The organism is Streptomyces sp. NPDC048523 (genome assembly GCF_043199815.1).
Classification (GTDB): Bacteria; Actinomycetota; Actinomycetes; order Streptomycetales; family Streptomycetaceae; genus Streptomyces.
On the sequence record NZ_JBICWQ010000004.1, the window covers coordinates 339430 to 361882 of the forward strand.

The following is a 22453-nucleotide window of genomic DNA, read 5'->3' on the forward strand; positions in this document are numbered from 1 at the left end:
GCTCGGGGCCTCCTCCGAGAGGGAGGGCGATCGAACCGAGCGCGAGCCGCAGGCAGGATGGCAGGGTGTCTCAGGCCGACCACCCTGAACCGACGGTGATCAACTGAGGCCCTGCCGGCGTGCAGGCCGAAGTTGTCGCGATTGACGCGCCGTCGATCCGCTCGGCGGACGCGCCCGAATGGGACGCCGGACCCATTCCCCTACGGAAACGGCGTCACACGGACCGGTGGTACTGGTCCGGCACCCGCACCTCTCCGCCCAGCTCGCGTGCCGCATGCCGTGCCCAGGACGGGTTCCGCAGCAGCTCGCGGCCCAGCAGTACGGCGTCCGCCTCGCCGTTGGAGAGGATCTTCTCGGCCTGTTCGGTGTCCGTGATGAGGCCGACCGCGGCGACCGGGAGGGTGGTCTCCGCCTTGACGCGGGCGGCGAAGGGGACCTGGTATCCGGGTTCGGCCGGGATGCGGACGCCCGACGCGTTGCCGCCGGTGGAGACGTCCAGGAGGTCGACGCCGTGGGCCTGGAGGTCGTGGGCGAAGCGGACGGTGTCGTCCGGGGTCCAGCCGCCCTCCTCCAGCCAGTCGGTCGCCGAGATGCGGAAGAAGAGGGGCTTGTCGTCGGGCCAGACCTCGCGCACCGCGTCGACGACCTCGAGCGCGAAGCGGGTGCGGTTCTCGTACGAGCCGCCGTACTCGTCGGTGCGGTGATTGCTGTGCGGGGAGAGGAAGTTGCCGATGAGATAGCCGTGGGCGCCGTGGATCTCGGCGACTTCGAAACCGGCGGCGAGCGCGCGGCGGGCCGCGTCCGCGAACTGACCGACCACCCCGGCTATCTGATCGGACGTCAGCTCTGTGGGGACCGGGTGGTTCTCGTCGTAGGCCAGCGCGCTCGGGCCCAGCGGCTGCCAGCCCCCCGCGTCCGGGGCGAGCGGCGCGCCGCCCTTCCACGGCTGGTCGGTGGACGCCTTGCGGCCCGCATGGGCGAGCTGGATTCCCGGGACCGTGCCCTGCGAGACCAGGAAGCGGGTGATGCGGCGGAACGCCTCGACCTGGGTGTCGTTCCAGATGCCGAGGTCGTAGGGGGAGATGCGGCCCTCGGGGCTGACGCCGGTGGCCTCGACGATGATCAGGCCCGTCCCGCCGGTCGCGCGGGCCGCGTAGTGCGCGAAGTGCCAGTCGTCCGGGGCGCCGATCCCGGGGCCGTCCGGAGCGGCCGAGTACTGGCACATCGGCGGCATCCACACCCGGTTCGGGATCGTCACGTCGCGGAGGGTGAAGGGCTCGAAGAGTGCGCTCACGGCGGGCTCCAATCGTCACGGGACCGGTGCTGGTCGACTCGTACGATAGGCATCGTAGTACGTCGGATGTCAAACTACGAGAGGTCTCGTACAATGGGGGTCTCCGGGGGCCGGTCCCCAAGTGAGCAGAGCCCCGGGAACTCTGGAGAAGTGGAGCCGCCGTGACCTCCCCCGCCGTCAGCAGTCGTACCCTTCCGCACCCGGAGCGCGGCGAGATCCGGCTGGAGGGCATCCTGCACGCCCTCTCCGACCCGATGCGCCTGCGGATCGTGCGAGAGCTCGCCGCGGTCGGCGACGAGCTCTCCTGTTCGCACTTCGACCTGCCCGTCACCAAGTCGACGACCACCCACCACTTCCGGGTGCTGCGCGAGAGCGGGGTGATCCGGCAGATCTACCGGGGCACGGCCAAGATGAACGGTCTGCGCCGGGACGACCTAGACGATCTCTTCCCGGGGCTTCTCGACACCCTCCTCGACGCCGCCGCCCGCCAGGCCGTCCGGGTCGGGAGCGCCTGACGCGGTCTTCGAGGGCAGGTGGTTGAAGAGCAGGTTCAGCACGATCGCCGTCAGACAGCCCGCGCTGATGCCGCTGTTCATCACCGTCTGGAACCAGTCGGGGAACTTCTCGTAGATCGTCGGCACGCCGACCGGCAGCACGCCCATGGCCACCGAGACGGCCACCACCGTCAGGTTGTGGTTGCCCTTGAAGTCCACCTGGGTGAGGGTCCGCAGACCGCTCGCCGCGACCGTACCGAACATCACCAGGCCCGCCCCACCGAGCACCGGCGCGGGTACCGCCGCGACCACCGCGCCCAGCTTGGGCAGCAGGCCCAGCAGGACCAGGATGCCGCCGGCCGTGGCGACGACCCAGCGGCTGCGCACCCGGGTCATGCCGACGAGGCCCACGTTCTGGGCGTACGCGGTGTAGGGGAAGGTGTTGAAGACGCCGCCGAGCACGGTCGACAGGCCGTCGGCGCGCAGACCGTCCGAGAGGGAGCGCGGCTCGACCCCGCGGTCCGTCATCTCGCCGACCGCGATCAGGTCGCCGGTCGTCTCGGTCATCGTCACCAGCGCCACGACCAGCATCGACACGATCGCCGAGAACTCGAAGGTGGGCGCCCCGAAGTGGAACGGCGTGCTGATCCCGACCCAGTCCGCGTCCCCGACACCGTCGAAGTCCGTGAACCCGAAGGGAACGGCCACCACCAGGCCCACCACGATGCCGATCAGTACCGCGATCCGGCTCAGGAACGCCGGCGCGAACCGCTGCACCCCCAGCACCACCGCCAGGACGAACACGGCCAGCGCGATGTTCTTCGGCGCGCCGAAGTCGGCCGACCCGACGCCGCCCGCCACCCAGTTGCCCGCGACCGGCAGCAGGGAGATGCCGATGATCAGAATCACCGTGCCCGTGACCAGCGGCGGGAAGAAGCGGAGCAGCCTGCCGAAGACCGGTGCGAGCAGCATGATCGCGAGACCCGCGACGATCACCGAGCCGTAGATCGCCGGGAGTCCGCCGCCCGTCGTGCCGATCAGGACCATCGGGGACACGGCCGCGAAGGTGCAGCCCTGCATGATCGGGAGCCGTACGCCGAAGCGCCAGAAGCCGACGCACTGGATGAGGGTGGCGATGCCGCACACCAGCAGATCGGCGGTGATCAGATATGCCAGGTCCGCCGGTGACAGCTTCATCGCGCCGCCGACGATCAGGGGAACGGCCACGGCGCCCGCGTACATCGCGAGGACGTGCTGGAGGCCGAAGGCGGCGAGCTGCCGTACCGGGGGTACTTCGTCCACGGGATGCACAGGAGTGGTTGGGGCCATGTCCGAAACCGTAAGGGCGTTGAACAGTTTGTTGATTTCCGGGGTGTTGCCGGTTGGTTGCCCGGTGCGGGCAAAGGGGTGCACGCGCCCCTAAGAAGCACTGCCGTGCACCGCGTTCATCAGGGACTGCCAGTCCGGGAGCTTCACCACGCCCCGGCCCAGTGACGCACCGAGCTGCGCCTCGGCTTGCTCGATGGCGCACCAGCCCGCCCACTCCACCACTTCGGCCCCGGCTGTCCGCAGTGCGTCGAGCGGGTCCCCGCGCAGTTCTTTGTGTACGAGCGTGGGGACGTCCTCGAGCAGCGAGGTCACCGTCTCCTTGGCGTCCGGGCGGTTGGTGCCGATCACGCCTGTCGGGCCGCGCTTGATCCAGCCGGCCACGTACTCTCCCGGGACCGCGGAACCGCCCTGCACGACACGGCCGTCGACGTTGGGCACCGTGCCGCTCTCCGCGTCGAACGGCAGCCCCTGCACCGGCATTCCCCGGTAGCCCACCGAGCGCAGCACCAACTGCGCCTCGATCTCCTCGAATTCCCCCGTGCCGCGCACACCGCCACGCCCGTCCGGCACCGTCCTTTCGAAGCGGACCGCGCCCACGCGGCCGCCGTCGGCGAGGAGTTCGACCGGACGCAGGAAGAAGCGCAGCGAGATCCTGCGGGCGGACGGCCGTGACTCCGCGGCCGCCCAGCCGCGCAGCACCTCCACGTTGCGGCGCTGCGGTGCCGGCAGGGGGGCGGGATCGAGGAACGCCGGGTCCAGCGCCAACTCCTCCGGCTGGACGACCACTTCGGTGTCCGGCAGTGAACCCAGCTCGCGCAGCTCCTTGGTGGTGAAGCGGGCCTGGGAAGGGCCCCGCCGGCCCACCATGTGGACCTGCGTCACCCGGCTGGCCGCCAGCGCGGTGAGCGCCGGATGCGGGATGTCGGTCGGGCTGAGCTCGGTCGTCCCGCGCGCCAGCATCCGCGTCACGTCCACGGCGACGTTGCCCACACCGATGACGACCGCCGACCGGGCGCCGGCCACGAAACCGTCGGCCGTGGAGTCGGGATGCGCGCTGTACCAGGACACGAACTCCGTCGCCGACCAGCTGCCCGGCAGCTCCTCGCCAGGGATCCCGAGATGCCGGTCGGTCGCGGCGCCCACGCAGTACACGACGGCGTGGTACAGCTCGCGCAGCCGCGCGGCAGGCACCCCGCCGGGGCCGATCTCCACACCGCCGAGGAACCGCACCCGCTCGTGCTCCAGGACGGCCCGCAGGTTGTTCTGGAGCGATTTGATCTTCTCGTGGTCAGGTGCCACGCCGTAGCGCACCAGGCCGTACGGGCACGGCAGCCGGTCCAGGACGTCGACGAGCACGTCCGGGTCCTGCTGGACGAGGCTCTGGGCGGTGTAGCACCCGCTGGGCCCGGAGCCGACGACGGCGACACGCATGTTTCCAGGATCGCACCGCCACCGCTCCGCTGACAGGGTGCTGCGCGCGGCACGCGTACGCGTGTCCGTTCATAGGGGGTGCGATCATGCGGTTACGTTGCGTGTGTGCTAGAAGCATCCTTTCTTAATCTTTCTGATCGTTGTCCGACGGACGGCAGCGTGTCCGTATGGCCCGCGTGGGAAGTGCGGGAGGACGGGGGCGCGATGGCGTGGTTCCACGTCCGGCTCGCCTTCGCCGACGGTGCCCGGGTGGACACGCTCGCGGTGGTGGCCGAAGGCGGCGTGTCCCTGGAGGACGTACGGGCGCAGCCGGCGCTGTCGCTCGAGGACCTGGGCGCCCTCGGCGACTGGATCGAGGGCCCGCTGTTCGAGGCCTGTGGAGTCGTGCCTCCCGGCACCGCGGAGCAGTTGGGCAGCCGTGCCCGGCCCGCCTGGCCGCGTGGCATGGAAGGGTGCCGGCTGATCGCCGAGGAGTACCGGGCCGCCCAGGAGGACGGCGTCGACCCGGTCCTCGCCGTGATGTGCGCGACCGGGCACAGCCGCCGCAAGTCACTCCGGCTCATCTCCCAGGCGCGCGACGCGGGGTTCCTGACACCACGTCACGCACGGCGCTGAACTGCCGAGTTCACCGGAGCACGCCGTTCAGAGCAGGTCCCGCATCCGGTTGATCTCGCTCGTCTGCTGGGCCACCACGTCGTCGGCCATCTCCTCGATCCGGACGTTGTTGCCCTGCCCCTTCACGTCCGTCGCCATGGTGATCGCCCCCTCGTGGTGAGTGATCATCAGGGTGAGGAAGAGCTCGTCGAAGGCCTTCCCCTTCGCCGCGCGCAACTTCTTGACCTGCGCCTCGGTCGCCATGCCGGGCATCGTGGCGTGCGCGTGGCCGTCGCTCTTCTCGGACTGGCCGTACTCCTTCAGCCAGGCCCTCATCGCGCTGATCTCCGGTCCCTGTGCGGCCGAGATCCGCTCGGCGAGGGCCTTGAGCTTGGCCGACTCGGCCCGCCGCGGGGCCAGTTCGGTCAGCTCCAGGGCCTGGGCGTGGTGCGCGATCATCATCCGCACATACGAGACGTCCGCCGAGTTGGGCGTGTCGTCGTCGGCCCGCTGCTCCTGTGCGTCCTCGGCGGACAGAGTGCGGTTCGCCTCACCGGGCTTGCCGGGCACCAGCACCGAAGGCCCGGTCGCCGGGGCGGACTTCGGGTCCGCGCCCGAGTCGCAGCCCCCGAGGGCCAGGGCTGCGAGAGCGGCCAGAGCGGCCGTCGCGTACGGAGCGCGGCCGAGGAGCACAGTGGCCACCCATGGTCCCTTCATTACAGGTTCGTTGCCCTCTGTTGATCTGTGCATGGTGAAGACGATACTGCGGGGACGTGTGAACCGTTCCACATGAACGGCACAGGGAGGAAACAGTGATCCTGTTGAAAGAGTCCCGAACCCGGCACAGACGACTGGGAGTTGCCACGGCGGCCGTGGGTCTCCTGGCCGCGTTGCTGACCGCGGGCCCGGCCGCCGCGACCCCCGACCCCGGGGACGGCCCGGCGGCGGGCAAGGAGGTCTCCAAGAGCACCGAGGCCGAGGTGAAGGCGGCGATCGCCGACGGCGAGATACCCGGCCAGGACGAGATCGTCCACTCCGACAACATCGAGCACCTCGTCAACATCCCCAAGGACGCCCTGCCCGGCATCAATTCGGACCTGGCCTTCCAGGGCCGGTACGCCTTCGCCGGCAACTACGACGGCTTCCGCGTCTTCGACATCAGCAACCCGAAGGCGCCGAAGACGATCGCCCAGGTGCTGTGCCCCGGATCGCAGAACGACATCTCCGTCTCCGGGAACCTGCTGTTCCTGTCCACCGACTCCTCGCGCAGTGACAGCAGTTGCAGCAGCACCACCCAGCCCGCGACCGAGAAGTCGTCGTGGGAGGGCATGAAGGTCTTCGACATCAGCGACAAGAGCAACCCGAAATACGTCGCCGCCGTGGAGACCGCCTGCGGCTCGCACACCCACACCCTGGTGCCCGAGCGCAAAAACGTCTACCTCTACGTCTCCTCGTACTCGCCGAACGCGGCCTATCCCGACTGCCAACCGCCGCATGACGGCATCTCCGTCATCAAGGTGCCGCGCAACGCCCCCGAGAAGGCGGCGGTCGTCAACTTCCCGGTGCTCTTCCCCGGCGAGGGCCCCGACGGCGGCGGCAACCCCGGTTCGCCCACCAACCCGGGTGTCTCCAAGACCACCGGCTGCCACGACATCACGGTGCTCCCGGACAAGGACCTGGCAGCGGGCGCCTGCATGGGTGACGGCATCCTGTTCTCGATCAAGGACCCCGAGCACCCGAAGGTCATCGACCGGGTGCAGGACAACGTGAACTTCGCGTTCTGGCACTCGGCGACCTTCAACCAGAAGGCGAACAAGGTCGTCTTCACCGACGAGTTGGGCGGCGGCGGTGCGGCCACCTGCAACGCGGAGATCGGTCCGAACCGCGGCGCCGACGGCATCTACGACATCGTCGGCAAGGGCGACAAGCGCAAGCTCGTCTTCCGCAGCTACTACAAGATCCCGCGCCACCAGGCCGGCACCGAGAACTGCGTGGCCCACAACGGCTCGCTGATCCCGGTCAAGGGCAAGGACCTCATGGTCCAGGCCTGGTACCAGGGCGGCGTCTCCGTCTGGGACTTCACCAACTCCTCGAAGCCCAAGGAGATCGCGTACTTCGAGCGCGGCCCGCTGACCACCGGCGCGCTCACGGTGGGCGGCTCCTGGTCGGCGTACTACTACAACGGCTACATCTACTCGAACGACATCGCCAAGGGTTTCGACGTCCTGAAGCTCAGCGACAAGCGCACGGACCCGGCCAGGAAGGTGCGGCTCGGCGAGCTCAACGTCCAGACGCAGCCGGACTACTTCGACTGATCCACGGGCTCCGCGCCCGTCTCGAAGAAACGCGACAGGTCCGTGCCGTACGTCCCGTCGGGTGCCCCGGTGCCCGGCGGGACGCCCTGCTCCCAGTCGAGCCGGTAACGCGAGAACAGCTCGGCGCGCAGGGTCGTGAGCGACATCGGAACGTTCGGCAGGACCATCGCGTAGACCGCGCCCATGAGCTGCGAGCGCAGCATCGGATAGTCGGTCCCGACCGTCTGCGAACCGTGCCGCTCCATCGTGTCCCGCAGCAGTTCGGCGAGGCGCTGCTGCTCCGGGCACTCCACGAAGCCCTCGGTGTCCAGCAGACCCGCCATGTGCTGGCGCATCAGCACCGTCCGGTCCCGGGCCAGACCCAGGACCGCGTCGATGGCCCGGGCCATCCGCTCCCGGCCGTCCTCGGTGCGCGGCTCGCGCTCCAGCGCCTCCTCCAGCGTGCGGTGCATGAGCCGGTGCACTGCGGACTGCACGAGTTGGCGCTTGCCGGGGAAGTAGTACGACACCAGACCGCGCGCCGAACCGGCCCGGTCCGCGATGTCGCCGAGGGTCGTCGCCTCGTAACCGCGCTCGGAGACCAGTTCGACCGCCGCCTGCAGGAGCCGCTCCCGGGAACGACGGCGCAGCTCTTCATTGACCGAGGCGCTGCGCGGGGACATGCTGTAACTCCTGCGTTGACTGGCTATCAGCCAACTATACTCAGTGCGTCCGGACCGGCCCGAAAAAGGCATGGTCGGGGCTGCCGCCTGCTCTGGGCGACGCGGGGGATCGTCCAGGGTGGGCGAGCATACGACCCAATGGTGTGCTCAGGCGACCTTCTCGGCGGGGTGGCCACCCGGTTTTCGGCCACTTTTTTCCGGTGCCGGTCGCGGGCGTCGATCCCGCCCGTCAGCCCACCAGGCCGAGGACGGACCGCAGTGCGTCGGGCCGCTGTGCGGCCGGCAGATGATCCACGAAGTGCACTGCGCAGCCGAGGGCCGCGGCACCGCCGTCCGCCCGCCGGTCGTCGCCGACCATGAGGACGTCCCGGGGCTCGACACCGAGCGCCGTGCAGGCCGTTTTGAACAGCCGGGGGTCCGGCTTCTGGATGCCGTGTTCGTACGACAGCACATACACGTCGACGAACGGATCGAGTCCGTGCGCGCGGAAGACCGGACGCAGGTCCCAGCCGATGTTGCTGACCACGCCCACTTTGATCCCGCGCTCGCGCAGCGCGCGCAGCACCTCGGCGGCATCGGGATACGGCTGCCAGGCGGCGGGGAGCATGTGCCGGTCGTACAGCGCCTCGTGCAGTGCGGGATCCGGCAGCGTGACGAGCCGCGAAAGCCCGGTGTACGCGGCCCGGTGCAGCTCGGCGCTCTCGTCCCGGATCGCCCACAGGGCGGCGAGCTCGTCCGGCATCGGCACCCGCGGTGCCACCCCGCCGGGCAACGCCCCCACGTTCTCCAGCTCCCGCGCGGCCCGCCTCAACTCGGCGTCGGTGAGGGTCGGTCCCGCCTCGTCGAGGACAGCCCTCAGCCAGGAGTCGGTGGACTCGATCCGGAAGAGGGTTCCCGAGAAGTCGAACAGGACGGCAGTCATACGGTGATCTTACGGCTCGGCGCGGACGGGTCCCGAGGGCCGCAGACCCGCCCGGGGCTGTACCTCACGGCCGACAGCGCCGGTGGACCATCACCGCCAGGGTCACGAGCAGGGCGCCCAGGAACCACCCGCCGAGGACGTCGGAGGGCCAGTGGACGCCCAGCCAGATGCGTGTCAGGCCGACGCCCACGACGGAGATCACGGCGAGGGTCAGGCCCGTGAGCCACAGGGCGCGGCCGACGCCGTAGTGATGGAGGAGCCACAGGAGGAGGCCGCACACGACCGTGGCCGTCAGCGCGTGGCCCGACGGGTAGGCCGCGAAGTGCGCGGTGTCGACAGGGTCGGGCCAGACGGGGCGTTCGCGGCCGACCGCGGCCTTCAGGACCTGCTGGAGCAGTGTGCCCAGCGCACATGTGGCCACCAGCCATACGGCGGTCCAGCGGGCATTGCGTCGCCACACCAGCCAGATCGCCGCGACCGCTGCCAGGATGCGCATCGCCCACGGGTCCCAGACCCAGTCCGTGAGGATGCGGAAGGCATGCGTGAGCCCCGGTTCGTCGACCGCCCAGCGGTGGGTGGTGTCGGCGATGTCGCCGTCCACGGTGAGCAGCGGATGCCACTTGGCCACGACCAGGACGAGCAGCAGCACCGAGCACAGGGCGAGGACACCGCTCGCGCGGGCGGCGGTCCGGTGCTCCGGGGGACGGGGCGGGGAGTCGACGGACTGGGTGTGCATACTGCGATCCTCGCCGACCTGTGCGGTGGGGGGCGAATTCCGGGGCGCGGGTGGGCCGGACGGTCCGTGGTCCGGGGCCGCGGTCATGGCCGGCTGCTCGCGTTGGGGGGCATGGTCGTGCCGGGTTCCCCGGGATCCGTGGGTGTATGCCACGCCGCCTGTCGCTGTCCCAGTGGTCGGTGTTCGCGTAGGGGGGCGCGTCGCCGCGTACGTCAGAGCGTCAGCAGCATGGCCACCATCGCGATGCCCATCGACAGGCGGCACGCCCGCGCGAGTTCGGGGCGGTCGCCCCAGCCGACGCTGCCGCCGGCGGCGGTCACCGGTATCAGACGGGCGCCGGACAGCAGGACGTATCCCGCGAAGTAGAGGAGCAGTACGCCCGTCACCACGGGGACTCCCGAAGCGCCGTGGTGGCCGGGGGAGGCCGCCATCACCACCGCCATGTAGACCATGGCCCCCGCCCCCACCAGGTGATGCAGATGATGAGTGCTCGTGCGCGCCGCCCACAGCGCGCGCAGCGCGGCCCCGCCGAACACAGCCGTGCACAGCGGCCAGACCCACGCCGGTGGCGTGAACACGGCCGCCGGTACGGCCATCGCGGCCATCCCGAAGCCCATCAGCGCCTCACCGCCCGCGGCCCGGCGCTGCTCCTCGACGCTGCTGCGCATCCGCAGCAGGCAGTACACCCCGGTCGCCGCGCAGAGCGCGACCAGCAGCCAGCCGGGCGAAGCCGGTCCGTGCACGCCCACCTCCCCGCTCGACGGTCGGTCAAGGAATGCCCGGGCCACGCGGTGCGCAATCGAGCGCAAGGGTGTACGCGGGGAGCGTGCGGCGGAGCACGGCAGGTCAGGGTGATGTTCCTGACATCGTTCACAGGTAAAACACCTGTTAAAGTATTGACTCATGAGCAGTGCGACCCCCCACACCGACACCCCGCGCGTACGCCGTCTCCCGCTGGCCGGCGTGCTTCGCGTCGGCAGGCCCTCCGACATCTGGTTCAAGCCCGCCCTGAGCGTCGTGGTCGCGGTCGCCCCGTCCAACCTGGTCCTGCTGGCCCTCGGCCGTCTCGACCTGGCGATGTACACCATGGCCGGGTCCCTGTGCGCGCTGTACGCCCACAACCGGCCCTACGCCGCCCGCGCCCGCACCCTGGCCTGGGTGGTGCTCGGCATGGTCGCCGGCCTCGGCGTCGGCCTGGTCGCCGCCTCGCTCACCGGCAGCGCGGTGGTGCTGGTCACCGTCGGGGCGCTGGTGGCCGCCGTGCAGAAGACCCTCTGCGACGCCACCCGGATCGGCCCGCCCGGCCATGTGGTCCTCACCTTCATCAGCTCCGCCTCCCTGTTCGCCCCGCAGACCCTCGCCCAGGTTCCCGGCCATCTCGCCCTGGCCCTCGCGGCGGGTGCCTGGGCCTGGCTGATCGGCATGGCCCCCGGCCTGCTGCGGCCGCACGGTCCGGAGCGACGGGCCACCGCCCGCGCCCTGGACGCGGCTGCCGCGTACGCGGAAAACCCGCGCTCCCATGCGAGCGGAACCGCCCACGCCGCCGTGCAGGCCGCCTGGCAGACCCTCCTGTCGGCCGGAGCCCGCTCCGCAACCCGGCGCGCCCTCGAACGCCTCGTCGTCCGCGCCGAGGTCGCCCTCGCCGCCCCCGCCGACGCGGACCCGGACCGTCTGCGCGCCTGGGCCGGCGACCTGCGCGGCACAGCCCCCGTCCCGCAGGCGCCGGACGACGACGAACTCCTCGGCGTGGACATCGAACTCGCCGCCCCGGCCCACCCGGTGTGGCGCATGCTCGCCCCGATCGCCGTACGCACCGCCCTGGGCTGCGCCCTCGCCGGGTACGCCTCCCTCGCTCTCGGCATCGGCCGCCCCTACTGGGCCCTGGTCACCGCGGCCTCCCTCTACCAGGCCAACATCACCCTCACCTGGAGCCGGGGCGTCCAGCGGGTCGTCGGCAACCTCGTCGGGGTGCTGGTGTTCGCCGCCGTCGTCCCGCTCGCCCATCTCGGGCCCGCCGCGCTCGTCCTGTGCTGCCTGGCCTTCAACTTCGGCGCCGAGGCGCTCATCGCCCGCAACTACTGGCTCGGCAGCGTCTGCGTGACCCCGATGGCCCTGCTCATCACCGAGTTCGCCGGTCGCCAGGAGCCGGGCCGGCTGATCACCGAACGGGTCGTGGACACCTTCGTCGGGGCGCTGGTCGGATTCGTCGCCGCCATAGCGGTCACCAACCGGCGCGCGGGCGACCGGGTCGAGCGGTCGCTGGCCGCGGTGGAGGGCGCCCGTGACCGCACGGCCCGCCTCCTGGCCGAGCCGCACCCTGCCCCCGGCGCCCTCGACCTGGCCCGCCGCACCCTCGCCACCGCCCTGGTCGACCTGCGGGCCACCGTCGAGGCCGCGTCCGGCGAATGGTGGCAACGCGCCCTGCCCCAGGAGAGGGTCGTGCGCGTCGAGCAGGCCGCACACCGTACGCTCGCCGCGACGATCCGGCACCACAGAACGGAGGGCGTACGTCCATGACGGCACCGAACGGCCGACCGGCGGACCCGACGAGAAACGACACCGTCGCCGCCGTCGTCCGGCAGTGGCAGACCGTCCATCCCGGCCTCGACACCGGTCCCATGGAGATCATCGGCCGCGTCAACCGCTGTGCCGCCCTCCTCCAGCAGGCCGAGGACGCCCCCCTGCGCCGGGCCGGGCTCAGCCGCCCCGAGTTCGACCTGCTCGGCGCGCTGCGCCGCACCGGCCACGAACTCACCCCCGGCGACCTGGCCCGCGAGACCTTCTCCTCCGGCGCCGCCGTCACCAAGCGCGTCAAACAGCTGACCGAACGGGGCCTGGTGGAGCGCCGGAGCGACACCCGCGACCGCCGTGTGGCCCACGTCCGTCTCACCGAGGCCGGCCGTGAGCTGGTCGACGGGATCCTGCCCGAGCAACTGGCGTACGAGACGGCCGTACTGTCGGTGCTGACGCCCGAGGCGCGGGACGAACTCGCCGCGCGGCTCGGGGAGCTGCTCGGCCGCCTGGAGGGCAGCCTGGGAGTGCTGCGCGTCTGACCCTCCGACCTGCGGTTTCGGAAGTTTCGAAGCCCGCTGCCTGTTGACGCGGTCCACCCGCGCTTCCTACGTTCGACCAGGTCGGTGCGGATCATCGACTGTCGTACGGAGTGTCGAACGAAGGATGGATGCCGTGGCAGCCGAAGGTCCCGCCCCCGAGAAGCTCACCATCGACCTCGGCACCGAGACCGGCCCCTTCCACGGGGGAGCGAGCGGCACGCTCTACGGCCTCTACGGCGACGGCGTGCCCAGCCGCACCGTGGTCGAGGGCATGTACCCGCGCACGGTGACGACCAAGGCCCAGGACGGTACCCAGCATCCCGGCGGCGACGCCCTGGAGATCCTGCCGCCGTTCGTCGCGGCGGGCGGCAAGGACGTCTACGTCTACCTGCCCGACTTCTACCGGGGGTTTCCGTACGAGTGGCCGGGTGCCACCGGTGAGGAGCGGCTCGCCGGGCACCTGGGGGTGATCCGCCGCCAGGTCCAACACGTCCTGACCCTGGGGGAGTTGAAGTCCCACGTCGTGTACGTGCCGTTCAACGAGCCCGAGGGCAACATGTTCGGTGAGGGCGAGTGGAGCTACGACGGGGTCTCCTGGCGGACCCGGCCGGACCACTACTTCGCCGCCTGGGAAACCGCGTACCGCCTCATCAAGGAACTCGACCCGGACGCCCGGGTGGCCGGACCGAACACCTGCATTCTGTACCCCGAGGTCAGGGACTTCCTGGAGTTCGCGAAGTCGCACGACGTGCTGCCCGACATCGTCACCTGGCACGAGCTGTCCTCGCCCGCCGAGGTCCGCACCAACATAGCCGAGTACCGGGAACTGGAGCGGGAGTTGGGCATCGGCCCGCTGCCCGTCAACATCAACGAGTACGCGCACAACTACCACGTCTCCGTCCCCGGCCAGATGATCCAGTGGATCGCCGCGATCGAGGAGTCGAAGGTCGACGCCGACCTCGCGTACTGGAACATCGCCGGCAATCTCAACGACTCGGCGGTGGAGGCGAACAAGGCCAACGGCCAGTGGTGGCTGTACAACGCCTACGGACAGCTGACCGGGAACACCGTCCGGGTCCTCGCCCCGCACCCCGACGCGCAGTACACCCTGCAGGGCGTCGCCACCCTCGACCGGGACAAGCGCCAGGCCAGGGCGGTGTTCGGGGGTGCGGGCGGCGCGGTGGACATCGTGTTCGAGGGCGTGGACGTGGAGGTGTTCGGCACCGTGGTCCATGCACGTCTGGTGGAAATCCCCTGGACGGGCCAAGTGGGCTCCGGCGCACAGCCCTTGCGGCTGCTGGACCAGGAACTTCCGGTCGCGGACGGCAAGATGACGCTGAGCCTGGCCGACCTCGACGAGATGTCCGCCTACCAGGTGATCCTGTCGCCGGGCGGCAACGGAGCCGTGTCCCTGCCGCCCGTGGTGCGCTGGAGGCGGACCTACGAGGCCGAGGATGCGAGCTACACGGGCGGCGGTTACTCGAAGAACGGGCCCGAGGGATCCCCGTCCGCCGTCGACCGGTTCGCCACGTCCGGCGGCTACCACGTGGGTGGCCTGCGCACCGGCTCCGACGGTGTGCTCGCCTTCGACGTCGAGGTCCCCGAGGACGGGACCTATGACCTCGTGGTGTTCGCCGGCTCGCACAACCTCGCCGAACTGGTGCGCGAACAGGGTCCCACCAACGTCTTCCTGCGCGTGGACGGCGAGGACCCGCGCGAGCTGCGGCTGCCGCTCGGCTACAAGTGGGCGGTGTGGGGCCACACCGACACCCGGGTCGAGCTCACCGAGGGCCGCCACCGGATCACCCTCGCCGCCCAGGACCGCGACCTCGGGGTCACCAAGGGCGACGCCGTCATCGACAAGCTGGACGTCGTGCTGCGGGAGAAGGAGGAAACCGCCCTGTACGACGCCGAGTTCGCGGACCTCGGCGGCGGGGCCCGGGTCAGCCACGCCCACCGCGGCGCCTCGGGACCCGGGGTCGCCGTGCTCCCGAGGGCCGGCACCGTCACCTTCTGGGTGTACGCGGCCGACGACGGCGAGGCCTCCGTGACCGTCGACGTGCTCGGGCCCGGAGAGGGCCTGTTGAGCGTCAACGGCGAGGAGACCGGGAGCATCGAGCGTGGCGCCGCACCCCTCTTCCTGGCCGGGGGCGTCAACAAGATCACGGTCACCGGGACTTCGGACCGGCTGATCGTCGACCGGCTGCGGGTCGCCCCTTCCCGCGGCCTCCTGCCCACCACCGCGTACGCCGCCGAGGAAGGCGTCCTGACCGGCGCGGCAAGGGTCACCGGATATCCGTACGCCACGGGCGGCAAGGCGGTCGACGGCGTCGGCGCCGGGCCCGCGAACGCGCTCACCCTGACCGTCACGGCGGACCGCGCCGGACGCCACGCGCTGACGATCCGCTACTCCAACGGCGAGCAGCCCCCTTCCACCCACTACAACCCGGACCCGGTCTGCCGTCACGCCGACGTCTCCGTCAACGGCGCCCCTGCCCACCGCGTCCTGTTCCCCACCACCTTCCACTTCAACAACTTCTGGAACCTGTCCGTACCCGTCACTCTGCGCCCGGGGCTCAACACGCTCACCCTCACCGCCGACGAGCTCCCCGACTTCGCCGGCGACACCACGAACGAGTTCGGCCGGCGCTCCGCCTACGCCCCCGTCATCGACCAGGTCACGGTGACGCCGCTCGCCCCGGAGGAGGCACCTGCCTGACCCGCCGGCGACGGTCCGGGAGCGCGGGCCGCTCCGGCTCAGGCCCGCCCGGCGGGCGCCGCCAGCTTGCGCAACCGGCGCCAGTTCAGGCGAGGTTGTGCCGTCGGTACCCCGGGCCGTTTCCGCGGGACGCGGACGCGCAGTGCCCCGGGTGCGATGCGGCAGTGCACCGGGGTCGGCAGGACCAGGGCTTCGCCGTCGACGCCGACCTCGATCTCCGGATGGTCGGCGTCGACGACCACCTCCCGCGCGGACAGGACCGCCAGCCCCTCCGGGGCGGGATCGAGCAACAGCGCGGCGGCCTCGGCCGCACTGTCCACCCTGACGCCCAGGATGCCGAGCAGCCCGGAGTCGAGCCGTTCGCGGCGGCCGAGGCCCACGGGGTCACCGGTGCGGTAGGCGTTGTTGCTCACCAGCAGGGCTTGCGGGCCGTCGATCGTGGTGGCCTCGATCCGCGCGATCAGATGCGGGCCGCGCTGACGGGTGAGCAGATCGGGCAGGAGCTCCAGAGTTGTGCCGATCTTGTCGTCGCGGTAGGCGGGACTCTGGACGACCGCCGCGTACGCGCCGAAGGAGGCGTTGTTGACGAACGGATGGTCCGCCACGAAGCCGAGATCCACGCGGAGTTCGACGCCGTCGGTGAGCGCGTCGAGGCAGGTCGCGGGGTCGGTGCGGTCGAGGCCGAGGTCCATCGCGAAGTGGTTGCGGGTACCGGCGCAGACGACGAGGAACGGCAGGTCGTGTGCCGCGGCGACGGCGGCGACCAGCGCCTGGGTGCCGTCGCCGCCCGCGACCCCGAGCAGGTCCGCGCCCTCCGCCACGGCCGCCCGCGCCAGCGCGGTCACGTCCTGGTACCCCTCCGGGTCGAGCAGCACGACCCGTGCGCCGAGGTGTTCGGCCCTCTCCCGCAGCCGGAACTGCTCGACCTTCCCGCCCCCGGAGCGGGGGTTCATGATCAGGACGGGCTGCCGCACGGACCGCGCCCGGTGCTCCTTCATGCGCTTGGGGCGGGTGCCGGTGCTGCGCAGCGCGTACCGCCCGCTCCACACGGCCACGCTCCACAGCACCGGCGCCAGCACGAGCACCCATCCCAGGGTGACCACGAAGAGGACCAGGACGAGGGCGGGGGTGACGACCGCGAGCCCCGCGGCCAGCCAGCGCTCCGGCCCGCGCCGGGTCAGCGTCCACCACACCGCCGCCGCCGTGCCGGCCGCGCCCGCGAGCCCGGCCGCCAGCAGCAGAACGCCGCCGAGACCGCCGTACCCGAGCGGGAGCAGCACCGCGAGGGCGGCCGCCGCCAGGGAGGTCCGGGCAGCCCATCGCTGACTGCGCCAGGCCGCGGCGTTCAGGTCCACGCTCATGTGCTCCTCCACTGCTCGGCGCCCTCGGGCCACGGCGGTCGGCGGAGCATATCCAAGTCGTCGGAACGACCGGCATCGTGCGTGTGTGGTGCGGGGCTCAGATGCCCGGCCGGTACCGGACGGGATGGTCCGCCGGCACCTCCACCAGCACGATCGGGATGCCGTCCGGGTCCGCGACCCACATCTCGACCAGCCCCCACGGCTCCTTCACCGGCGGCCGTACGATCTCGACACCCTTGGCCAGCAGTTCCTCGTGTGCCGCGGGCACGTCCGGGACCTGGAGCCACAGCCGGACGTCCGCAGCCGGCGGGGCCTCGGAGCGTCCCGACAGCTCCAGGAACCCGCCGCCGAGGAAGTGGACGGTGCCCCGCTCCGGCCCCGTACCGAACTCGCGGTACACCGCGAGGCCCAGCTGGTCGCCGTAGAAGACCCGGGAACGTTCCGGATCCGTGGGCCGCAGCAGGACGCGGCCGCTCAGCACGTGCACCATGCGGGCGAGCCTATCCGGGGCGCTAGTCTCGACCGTGCCCGAATCGTGCCCCTGAAGTGGAGACGCACCCCATGGAGACCACCGCCGGCCTCGCCTTCCGTGACGCCACCGACGCCGACGTGGACGCGCTGGTCGCGCTCATCGAGTCGGCGTACCGCGGGGACGACAGCCGGGCCGGGTGGACCACCGAGGCGGACATCCTCGAGGGGCAGCGGACGGACCCGGAGGGCGTGCTCGCGGTCATCAGGTCGCCCGACAGCCGGCTGCTCACGGTGGAGCGGGACGGCCAGATGGTCGCCTGCTGCCAGCTCGAACACCGGGGCAGCCACGCCTACTTCGGGATGTTCGCGGTCAGCCCCACGCTCCAGGGCGGCGGCCTCGGCAAGGTGATCATCGCGGAGGCGGAGCGGATCGCGCAGGAGACCTGGGGCGTGACCGAGATGCACATGACCGTGATCTCCGTGCGCGACGACCTCATCGCCTGGTACGAGCGGCGCGGCTACCGCCGTACGGGAGAGATGACGCCCTTCCCGTACGGCGACGAGCGCTTCGGCGTTCCGCAGCGTGACGATCTGCAGTTCGAGCTGCTGGTCAAGTCGCTGGTGTGACGTTCCTGCCCCGTCTCACGCGGTGAAGCGGCCGGTGCGTTTGATCTGCGGGTAGTCGGTCGTCGCGCCGTCCAGCTCCAGGGCCCGCACCAGCTTCAGATGGTCCTGGGTGTTCACCACCCAGCCGATGATCTTCAGGTCCGCCTTGCGGGCCGCTTCCACGACCTCCAGGGTCAGCCGGCGGATGTTCAGACAGACCGTCCCCGCCCCGGCCTCGACGGCGCGCTCCACGATGTCGGGGCCGAACCGGCTGCCGATCAGCGCGGTCCGTACTCCGGGCACGAGGCGGCCGATCTCGGTGATCGCCTCGTCGTGGAACGAGGACACCTCGACCCGGGAGACCAGGTCCCGCCGGAGCATCACCTCGGCCAGCGCGCGAGCCGCCGCGATGTCCTTGATCTCGGCCTGGAGCGGCGACCGTACGGCGTCCAGGACCTCCTCGAACACCGGGACACGTTCTCCGCGGCCCGCGTCCAGGGCGCGCAGTTCGGTGAGGGTCTTCTCGGCGATCGGGCCGGTGCCGTCGGTCGTGCGGTCCACGTCGGTGTCGTGCATGACGACGAGGGCGCCGTCCTTGCTCAGATGCAGATCGAGTTCGATGACGTCGAGGCCGGCCTGCTGGGCGGCGACGAAGGAACGGAGGGTGTTCTCGGGTTCGGTACCCATGACTCCGCGATGACCGATGGTAAGGAAGTTCAAGGTTCAACTCGCTTCCGTCGACGGCGGCTCGGTGCAGAGCCGCAGCCTAATGGCTACGCCGTGTGATGGACCCGTACGTACACGAGGGAACGTGGCGAGGTGCGGGGAAGTGATCTCGCTTACCCGGAATGGCGGTGTTCATGGGCCGCGACAGGAAAAAATTCTGTGACCATGGAGCCGGGCGGGATAACTTCCCGTGACCGCTCTTGCTGGACGGAAGCTCGTACATATACGGTCTCCGTACGAGAGCTTCTCCCGTGGAGGATGGGACATGACGGAAATTCTTGAACAGGCGGCGTCGGGGGACCAGGTTTCTCCCGTGACCAGGGTGGTGGAGCACCCGGCATGGCCTGTGCTCAAGGATGCCGTGGAGCGGATCCGGCCATGGCAGTCCAAGGACGGGGCGATCGACTTCGAGGCCGAGGGCGCCCCCGCGCGCGCCGACGCCGAGGCCGCCGTACGGCGTGTCGTCGAGGCCGTGCAGGAGCTCTCGACGCTGCTGCCGCACGACGCCGACTACCACGCGGCCCTCGCCAAGGACCTCCTGCGCTGGTCCGAGGGCGGCTTCGAGGTGCCCGACTTCCTCGACTCCCTGCTGGCCTTCCAGCCCGCCGCGAACCGCGCGGACGGCCTCCAGCACCTGGTCGTCTTCCCGATGTACACGCAGAACGGCAACCCGGACCGCAATCTCGAGGCGGTCGTGCTGCGCATGGTCTGGCCCGAGTGGCTGGCCGAGCTGGAGCGCACCCGCTACGACAACCCGCTGTTCTGCGGCATCAAGTTCGAGGACTTCACGGCCGGCTACGACACCAACTCGGCCGTTCTCTTCCCCGAGACGATCGCCGTGCGCGAGGCGCCGGAACGTTTCTCTTGGGGCGGGATCTTCTGCGACCGCGAGGCCGCCCGCTTTCGCCGGGTCACCGACGCGGCCGTCGACATCCTGGGCCTGGAGCTGCCCGAGGACATCGCCGCCATGGTCCACGACCAGAAGCGCTGCGAGGAGGCCTTCGTGCTGTGGGACATGGTCCACGACCGCACCCACAGCCACGGCGACCTGCCCTTCGACCCCTTCATGATCAAGCAGCGCCAGCCGTTCTGGATGTACGGCCTCGAAGAGCTGCGCTGCGACCTCACCGCCTTCAAGGAGGCGGTGAAGCTGGAGGCCGACGGCGTCCCGCAGGCCCGTGACGTGCAGTACGCGGTCCTCTTCGACCGCATGTTCCGCTTCCCGGTCACCGGCGAGCGCGTGCGCAACTACGACGGCCTCGGCGGCCAGCTCCTCTTCGCCTACCTGCACAAGCACGACGTCGTCCGCTGGACCGACAACAAGCTGTTCATCGACTGGCAGCGCGCCCCCCAGGTCACCAACCAGCTGTGCGCAGACATCGAGCAGCTCTACCGCGACGGCATCGACCGCCCCAAGCTCGTCCACTGGTTCGCCGGCTACGAGCTGGTCTCCACCTACCTCGCCCCGCACCCGGGCTCCAAGTGGGCCAAGGGCCCCGACGCCCTCGACCTGTCGCTGCCGCCCCGCAAACTCGTCGACGACGTGCTTCCGGACGAGTTTCCGCTGAGCATGTTCTATGAGGCCCTGTCCAAGAAGCTGAAGCACGTGATCGCCTCCACCAGGGGCATCACGGCGGACAGCGCCGAGCGGATCGCCGCGTGAGCGAGCCGCGTACCGAGAACACTGCTCAGGAGGCGAAGAACATGGGGAACGGGGCTCTCAGCGGTGCGGTGATCGCGGTGGCCGGCGCGGGCGGACCCGCGGGCCGGGCGACGCTGCTCAGGCTCGCCGAGGCCGGCGCGACCGTCGTCGGCGCGGACAACGACCCGGAGCGTCTGGCGGAGGCCGTCGACGCGGCCCGGTACGGGGCCGGTGGCGCTTCCGTCATCGGTGAGCCCGTCGACCTGCTCGACCTGAACTCGACCCGGGACTGGGCGCTGCGCGTCGAGAAGGACTTCGGCCGGGTCGACGGCGTGGTCCACCTCGTCGGCGGCTGGCGGGGCAGCGAGGCGTTCATCAAGACCAGCCTGGACGACTGGGACTTCCTGGAGCTGCTGCTCATCAAGACCGTGCAGCACACCTCGCTCGCCTTCTTCGAGGCCCTCCAGCGCAGCGAGCGCGGCCGGTACGTGCTGATCAGCGCCTCCGGAGCCACGAAGCCCAGCGCGGGCAACGCCGCGTACGCCGCCGCCAAGGCCGCCGCGGAGGTCTGGACGCTCGCTCTCGCCGACGCCTTCCGCAAGGCCGGGGGCGCCGACGGGCCGACGTCCGCGGCTACGATCCTGGTGGTCAAGGCACTGGTGCACGAGGCCATGCGCGCCGACCGCCCCAACGCGAAGTTCGCGGGCTTCACCGACGTCAAGGACCTGGCCGAGGCCATCGCCGGTGTCTGGGACAAGCCCGCCGCCGAAGTGAACGGAAACCGTCTGTGGCTGACCGAGAAGCCGTGAACCCTCCGAAGACCGACGCTCGTCGCCACCACGACCCGCAGGTTCGCGGCTTCGCCAGCGACAACTACGCCGGGGCCCACCCGGAGGTGCTCGCCGCCCTGGCCCTCGCCAACGGCGGGCACCAGGTCGCCTACGGCGAGGACGACTACACCGAGAACCTCCAGAGGATCATCCGCAGCCACTTCGGGGCCACGGCCGAGGCGTTCCCCGTCTTCAACGGCACCGGCGCCAACGTCGTCGCGCTCCAGGCGGTCACCGACCGCTGGGGCGCGGTGATCTGCGCCGAGAGCGCGCACATCAACGTGGACGAGGGCGGCGCCCCGGAGCGGATGGGCGGTCTCAAGCTGCTCACCGTCCCCACCCCGGACGGGAAGCTCACCCCCGAGCTGATCGACCAGCAGGCCTACGGCTGGGACGACGAGCACCGCGCGATGCCGCAGGTCGTCTCGATCACCCAGTCCACGGAGCTCGGCACCCTCTACACGCCCGACGAGATCCGCGCGATCTGCGAGCACGCCCACGCGCACGGCATGAAGGTCCACCTGGACGGCTCGCGCATAGCCAACGCGGCCGCTTCCCTGGACGTCCCGATGCGGACGTTCACCAACGCGGTCGGCGTCGACATCCTCTCGCTCGGCGGGACGAAGAACGGCGCGCTGTTCGGCGAGGCGGTCGTGGTGATCAACCAGGACGCGGTCTCCCACATGAAGCATCTGCGCAAGCTGTCCATGCAGCTCGCCTCCAAGATGCGTTTCGTGTCGGTGCAGTTGGAGGCCCTGCTCGCCAAGGACCTGTGGCTGCGCAACGCCCGCCACTCCAACGAGATGGCCCAGCGCCTGGCCGAGGGCGTCCGTGCCGTCCACGGTGTCGAGATCCTCTACCCGGTCCAGGCCAACGGCGTCTTCGCCAAGCTCCCGCACGACGTGAGCGAGAGGCTCCAGAAGCGCTTCCGTTTCTACTTCTGGGACGAGGCCGCGGGCGTGGTCCGCTGGATGTGCGCCTTCGACACCACGGAGGACGACGTGGACGCCTTCGTGGCGGCGCTCAAGGAGGAGATGGCGCGCTAGGCGCCCACCGGGCCGGACGCTGCCTGTGCCGGCATGCCCCGGCGGGCCACGTCAGCCTGTCCCGCGCCGGCGAAAACGACGGGGCCCCCGTTTTGTGGAGCGAGCGCAACGGCACGAACAGGGAACCGGCCGCGGTGATCGGCCGGTTGTTCGTCGCCCCGCAGGTGAGAGGGCACGGGATCCCCATGCTGCATAAATATACTAAGTGACGTAAAATAATTG

The 22453-nt window shown here is 70.7% G+C and carries 21 protein-coding genes; 10 read left to right on the plus strand and 11 right to left on the minus strand.

What is annotated here, in order from left to right; all coding sequences use genetic code 11:
• Positions 1–214 precede the first annotated feature (214 nt).
• A complete protein-coding gene (locus tag ACGFWE_RS22375; RefSeq protein WP_393601190.1) occupies positions 215–1294 on the minus strand; it encodes an NADH:flavin oxidoreductase/NADH oxidase in 1080 nt (359 codons plus the stop codon).
• Positions 1295–1455: 161 nt separating this feature from the next.
• Between ACGFWE_RS22375 and ACGFWE_RS22380 the strand changes: the two genes are divergently transcribed.
• The gene (locus ACGFWE_RS22380) at positions 1456–1809 is read left to right on the plus strand and encodes a helix-turn-helix transcriptional regulator (RefSeq protein WP_352386578.1); all 354 of its coding nucleotides are present in this window, start codon (positions 1456–1458) and stop codon (positions 1807–1809) included.
• Here ACGFWE_RS22380 and ACGFWE_RS22385 read toward each other — a convergent pair.
• Both ACGFWE_RS22385 and ACGFWE_RS22390 read right to left on the minus strand, forming a co-directional pair.
• Positions 1729–3117 carry a nucleobase:cation symporter-2 family protein gene (locus ACGFWE_RS22385; protein WP_393601193.1) on the minus strand — a complete coding sequence of 463 codons (1389 nt, stop codon included), beginning with the start codon at positions 3115–3117 and terminating at the stop codon, positions 1729–1731. The genes ACGFWE_RS22380 and ACGFWE_RS22385 overlap by 81 nt on opposite strands.
• Positions 3118–3207: 90 nt before the next feature.
• The gene (locus ACGFWE_RS22390; RefSeq protein WP_352386575.1) at positions 3208–4548 is read right to left on the minus strand and encodes an FAD-dependent oxidoreductase; all 1341 of its coding nucleotides are present in this window, start codon (positions 4546–4548) and stop codon (positions 3208–3210) included.
• Between the two features lie 159 nt (positions 4549–4707).
• Between ACGFWE_RS22390 and ACGFWE_RS22395 the strand changes: the two genes are divergently transcribed.
• Entirely contained in the window at positions 4708–5163 is a 456-nt protein-coding gene (locus tag ACGFWE_RS22395; RefSeq protein WP_352386573.1) for a DUF6214 family protein, read from the plus strand.
• 27 nt (positions 5164–5190) lie between these two features.
• Here the strand turns inward: ACGFWE_RS22395 and ACGFWE_RS22400 are convergent, their stop codons facing one another.
• Positions 5191–5859 carry a DUF305 domain-containing protein gene (locus ACGFWE_RS22400; protein ID WP_393601958.1) on the minus strand — a complete coding sequence of 223 codons (669 nt, stop codon included), beginning with the start codon at positions 5857–5859 and terminating at the stop codon, positions 5191–5193.
• A 95-nt stretch (positions 5860–5954) separates the two neighbouring features.
• Here ACGFWE_RS22400 and ACGFWE_RS22405 point away from each other — a divergent pair, with 95 nt between their 5' ends.
• Complete coding sequence (locus ACGFWE_RS22405; RefSeq protein ID WP_393601195.1) at positions 5955–7457, plus strand: LVIVD repeat-containing protein; 1503 nt, start codon at positions 5955–5957, stop codon at positions 7455–7457.
• Here the strand turns inward: ACGFWE_RS22405 and ACGFWE_RS22410 are convergent.
• The 4 genes from ACGFWE_RS22410 to ACGFWE_RS22425 form a co-directional block, all read right to left on the minus strand.
• Positions 7445–8119, minus strand: a complete 675-nt coding sequence (locus tag ACGFWE_RS22410) for a helix-turn-helix domain-containing protein (RefSeq protein ID WP_352386570.1) — start codon at positions 8117–8119, stop codon at positions 7445–7447. The genes ACGFWE_RS22405 and ACGFWE_RS22410 overlap by 13 nt on opposite strands.
• 229 nt (positions 8120–8348) lie before the next feature.
• Positions 8349–9041 (minus strand): HAD family hydrolase, encoded by a 693-nt coding sequence (locus ACGFWE_RS22415; protein WP_393601197.1) that lies wholly within the window; start codon positions 9039–9041, stop codon positions 8349–8351.
• A gap of 64 nt (positions 9042–9105) precedes the next feature.
• Positions 9106–9777 (minus strand): phosphatase PAP2 family protein, encoded by a 672-nt coding sequence (locus ACGFWE_RS22420; RefSeq protein ID WP_352386566.1) that lies wholly within the window; start codon positions 9775–9777, stop codon positions 9106–9108.
• Positions 9778–9989: 212 nt separating this feature from the next.
• A complete protein-coding gene (locus ACGFWE_RS22425) occupies positions 9990–10520 on the minus strand; it encodes a DUF5134 domain-containing protein (RefSeq protein ID WP_352386564.1) in 531 nt (176 codons plus the stop codon).
• Between the two features lie 160 nt (positions 10521–10680).
• Between ACGFWE_RS22425 and ACGFWE_RS22430 the strand changes: the two genes are divergently transcribed.
• The 3 genes from ACGFWE_RS22430 (at position 10681) to ACGFWE_RS22440 (ending at position 15549) form a co-directional block, all read left to right on the plus strand.
• Entirely contained in the window at positions 10681–12294 is a 1614-nt protein-coding gene (locus ACGFWE_RS22430; protein ID WP_393601200.1) for an FUSC family protein, read from the plus strand.
• Positions 12291–12830, plus strand: coding sequence for a MarR family transcriptional regulator (locus ACGFWE_RS22435; RefSeq protein ID WP_352386560.1), 540 nt, complete (start codon positions 12291–12293; stop codon positions 12828–12830). The genes ACGFWE_RS22430 and ACGFWE_RS22435 overlap by 4 nt, the downstream gene beginning before the upstream one ends.
• A 124-nt stretch (positions 12831–12954) precedes the next feature.
• Positions 12955–15549 carry a cellulosome protein gene (locus ACGFWE_RS22440; RefSeq protein ID WP_393601202.1) on the plus strand — a complete coding sequence of 865 codons (2595 nt, stop codon included), beginning with the start codon at positions 12955–12957 and terminating at the stop codon, positions 15547–15549.
• A 38-nt stretch (positions 15550–15587) separates the two neighbouring features.
• Here the strand turns inward: ACGFWE_RS22440 and ACGFWE_RS22445 are convergent, their stop codons facing one another.
• On the minus strand, positions 15588–16910 hold the full coding sequence (locus ACGFWE_RS22445) for a diacylglycerol/lipid kinase family protein (RefSeq protein WP_393601204.1): 1323 nt from the start codon (positions 16908–16910) through the stop codon (positions 15588–15590).
• A gap of 97 nt (positions 16911–17007) precedes the next feature.
• Positions 17008–17400, minus strand: a complete 393-nt coding sequence (locus tag ACGFWE_RS22450) for a VOC family protein (protein WP_393601206.1) — start codon at positions 17398–17400, stop codon at positions 17008–17010.
• Between the two features lie 71 nt (positions 17401–17471).
• On the opposite strand from ACGFWE_RS22450, the gene ACGFWE_RS22455 reads away from it, so the two are divergent.
• Complete coding sequence (locus ACGFWE_RS22455) at positions 17472–18008, plus strand: GNAT family N-acetyltransferase (protein ID WP_352386554.1); 537 nt, start codon at positions 17472–17474, stop codon at positions 18006–18008.
• 15 nt (positions 18009–18023) lie between these two features.
• Here ACGFWE_RS22455 and ACGFWE_RS22460 read toward each other — a convergent pair whose 3' ends face one another.
• The gene (locus tag ACGFWE_RS22460) at positions 18024–18707 is read right to left on the minus strand and encodes a glycerophosphodiester phosphodiesterase family protein (RefSeq protein ID WP_352386552.1); all 684 of its coding nucleotides are present in this window, start codon (positions 18705–18707) and stop codon (positions 18024–18026) included.
• A 271-nt stretch (positions 18708–18978) separates the two neighbouring features.
• Here ACGFWE_RS22460 and ACGFWE_RS22465 point away from each other — a divergent pair, with 271 nt between their 5' ends.
• Genes ACGFWE_RS22465 through ACGFWE_RS22475 form a run of 3 tightly spaced genes read left to right on the plus strand, consistent with a single transcriptional unit; the run spans position 18979 to position 22231 of the window.
• Positions 18979–20376 (plus strand): DUF6421 family protein, encoded by a 1398-nt coding sequence (locus ACGFWE_RS22465; protein ID WP_393601209.1) that lies wholly within the window; start codon positions 18979–18981, stop codon positions 20374–20376.
• A gap of 41 nt (positions 20377–20417) precedes the next feature.
• Positions 20418–21164 carry an SDR family oxidoreductase gene (locus ACGFWE_RS22470; protein ID WP_352387122.1) on the plus strand — a complete coding sequence of 249 codons (747 nt, stop codon included), beginning with the start codon at positions 20418–20420 and terminating at the stop codon, positions 21162–21164.
• Entirely contained in the window at positions 21161–22231 is a 1071-nt protein-coding gene (locus ACGFWE_RS22475) for a threonine aldolase family protein (RefSeq protein WP_393601211.1), read from the plus strand. Before ACGFWE_RS22470 ends, ACGFWE_RS22475 begins: the two co-directional genes overlap by 4 nt.
• The last annotated feature ends 222 nt before the right edge of the window (positions 22232–22453 follow it).